Here is a 2,925-nt window from a genome sequence, read left to right on the forward strand (position 1 = left end):
TGCGGCCCTCGACGTGCCCGTCAAGGGCCGCATCCCCGCGGACGAGCAGGCCGAGGAGGGGCGTGCGCTGGCGCGGCTCACCGATCTGGGCTGGGGCGGCGCGCTGCGCGACACCTTCGCCGCGGGCGCCCCCGATGCCGCGGTGACCCCGCAGCTGGTGCAGGCGTGCGTGCGCGTGCTCGCCGGGTGGGGGTGGGCGGAGCGGCCCGTCGCCGTGGTCGCCCTGCCCTCGCGGTCGCGGCCGCTGCTGGTGGACTCGCTGGCGCGAGGACTGGCCGACATCGGGCGACTGCCGTACCTGAGCGCTCTGGAGCTGCGCGGCGGGGGACCGTCCGGCCAGTCGGGAGGGAACAGCGTGTTCCGGCTCGCGGGCGTGTGGGACCGCTTCGACGCGTCGCACCTCGAGGTGCCAGCGGGCCCCGTGCTGCTGGTCGACGACCTCGTCGACAGTCGCTGGACCATGACGGTCGCCGCGCGCACCCTCCGTCGTGCCGGGGCCACCGCGGTGCTCCCGTTCGCGCTCGCCCTCCGCGGCTGACGCCGGGGCCCCGGGCTCAGTCGTCGGCGGGGGAGATGCGCGGGGGCCAGGAGGTCGCGCCGAGCTCGCGGGAGATGTTCCTCGCGGTCTCGCGCAGAGCGTTCACGACGGCGTCCGAGGCGGGGGTCTGCGAGGTCGGCAGGACCACGGCGACCGCGGCGACGATCGCGTCGGAGGCATCGGCGACGGGCGCCGCGAGCGACGACTCACCGAGCACGGCCTCGTCGAACTCGCCCGCCATGCCCCGCTCGGCGATCGCGGGCAGCTCCAGCGTCAACCGCGCGACGTCGGTGACCGTGTCGCCGGTGAGGCTGCGCAGCGGTGCGTCGAACACCGTCCGCTGGAACCCCTGGTCGTACGCGAGCAGCACCTTGCCCATCGCGGAGGCGTGCGCGGGGATCGCCATACCGGTCTCGAGCATCTGCTGGCTGTCGTCGGGGCGCAGGTTGTGATGGATCACCAGCACGTCGGTGAAGTGCGGCGCTCCCAGGCGCACGGAGAGGTGCGTGCGGCGGGCGAGCTCCTGGGTCCAGCGCATGGACCGCGCCCGCACGTCGAGGCTGTCGAGGTACACGTTGCTGAGGCGCAGCAGGGTGGGGCCGAGCATGTAGCGCTGCCCTCCGCGCTCCTTGGCGACCAGGCCGTGCGCGCGCAGCGACTTCACGATGCCGTGCACGGTCGATGGCGGCAGGCCGAGCGCGCTCGACAGGTCGGTGATGCCGAGGTGGCGCGCCCCCTGCAGCAGGTCGAGGATCTTCGCCGCACGGTCGATCGCCTGGATCATCCGCGTCTCCTTCCGGTCGTCGTCGACCCGGTCGCGCCGGTCGCCTGAACGATCTTGACAAGCCGGCAGGCTCCGAGCATATTCGACATTAACGAATTCCTTTCGGATTTTCGGGACAGCGCACGATGCATCAAAGGAGATCGCACGATGAAGAAGCTCATCAACGCCCCGGAAGACGTCCTCGTCGAATCCCTGCGGGGCGTCGCCGCCGCTCATCCGGAGCTGTCGGTGGATCTGGAGAACCACGTCATCACGCGGGCCACGCCCAAGGCGCAGGGCAAGGTCGCCGTCGTGTCCGGCGGCGGGTCGGGACACGAGCCCCTGCACGGCGGCTACGTGGGCACGGGCATGCTCGATGCGGCCGTCGCCGGGGAGGTCTTCACCTCACCCACCCCCGACCGCGTGCAGGTGGCGACCCAGGCCGTCGACCGTGGCGCCGGCGTGCTGCACATCGTGAAGAACTACACCGGCGACGTTCTCAACTTCGAGATGGCGGCCGAGCTCGCGTCGATGGAGGGCATCGAGGTGGGCACGGTCGTGGTCGACGACGACGTCGCGGTGCAGGACTCGCTGTACACGGCGGGACGCCGCGGGGTCGGGCTCACGGTGCTGCTGGAGAAGCTCGTGGGCGCCGCCGCCGAGGAGGGCCGCGACCTCGCGTCCGTCGTCGAGCTCGCGAAGCGCATCAACGGACAGGGGCGCTCGATGGGCATGGCGCTCACGAGCTGCACGGTGCCCGCCGCGGGCAAGCCCACGTTCGACCTCCCGGACGACCAGATGGAGATCGGCATCGGCATCCACGGCGAGCCGGGCCGACACCGCGAGCCGCTCGCGCCCGCGTCCGACATCGCCCGCCAGCTCGTCGAACCCATCCTGGGCGACATCGACGCGGCCGGTCCCGCGATCGTGATGCTCAACGGCATGGGCGCGACCCCGCTCATCGAGCTCTACCTCATGTACGGCGAGGTCGCCGCGATCCTGGAGAAGTCGGGCGTGCAGATCGCCCGCAACCTCGTCGGCAACTACATCACCTCGCTCGACATGGCCGGCTGCTCGGTCACGGTGCTGAAGGCCGACGACGAGCTGCTGCGGCTGTGGGACGCACCCGTGGTCACCCCCGGCCTGCGGTGGGGCGCCTGATGGCGGCCGTCGGCACCGCGCAGCTCGCGGACTGGATCACCCGCTACCGCGACGCGGTCACCGCACAGCGCGACTGGCTCACCGAGCTGGACTCCGCGATCGGCGACGCCGACCACGGCGCCAACATGGCCCGCGGCTTCGCCGCCGTGGGAGACAAGCTCGCCGCGGGGACCCCGGCCACGGCCGACGAGCTGCTGAAGACGGTCGGCATGACGCTCGTGAGCTCGGTGGGCGGAGCGAGCGGCCCGCTGTACGGCACCTTCTTCCTGCGCATGGGCATGTCCGCCGGAGCGGTCTCGGAGCTGGACGGCCCCGCGCTCGCCGCGGCCCTGCGTGCCGGACTCGAGGGCATCGTCGCCCGCGGCAAGCCCGAGGCGGGGGACAAGACCATGTACGACGCGATGGCGCCGGCGGTCGATGCGTTCGACGCGGCGCTCGCCGACGGATCCTCGGTGGGCGACGC

The 2,925-nt window shown here is 72.4% G+C and carries 3 protein-coding genes and 1 pseudogene; 3 read left to right on the plus strand and 1 reads right to left on the minus strand.

Features of this window, described 5'->3' with window-relative positions; genetic code table 11:
• Positions 1–538, plus strand: a pseudogene (locus tag DW299_RS08735) (phosphoribosyltransferase); the annotation flags it as partial.
• A gap of 16 nt (positions 539–554) precedes the next feature.
• Here DW299_RS08735 and DW299_RS08740 read toward each other — a convergent pair.
• Positions 555–1,322 (minus strand): IclR family transcriptional regulator, encoded by a 768-nt coding sequence (locus tag DW299_RS08740; protein WP_136030274.1) that lies wholly within the window; start codon positions 1,320–1,322, stop codon positions 555–557.
• Positions 1,323–1,469: 147 nt separating this feature from the next.
• Here DW299_RS08740 and dhaK point away from each other — a divergent pair, with 147 nt between their 5' ends.
• A complete protein-coding gene (gene dhaK / locus DW299_RS08745; RefSeq protein WP_136030276.1) occupies positions 1,470–2,462 on the plus strand; it encodes a dihydroxyacetone kinase subunit DhaK in 993 nt (330 codons plus the stop codon).
• Positions 2,462–2,925 (plus strand): dihydroxyacetone kinase subunit DhaL (gene dhaL, locus DW299_RS08750; RefSeq protein ID WP_136036355.1); only part of this gene is annotated, 464 nt, incomplete at its 3' end. The genes dhaK and dhaL, both read left to right, overlap by 1 nt.

This window comes from Microbacterium sp. K35, assembly GCF_004794375.1.
Classification (GTDB): domain Bacteria; phylum Actinomycetota; class Actinomycetes; order Actinomycetales; family Microbacteriaceae; genus Microbacterium; species Microbacterium sufflavum.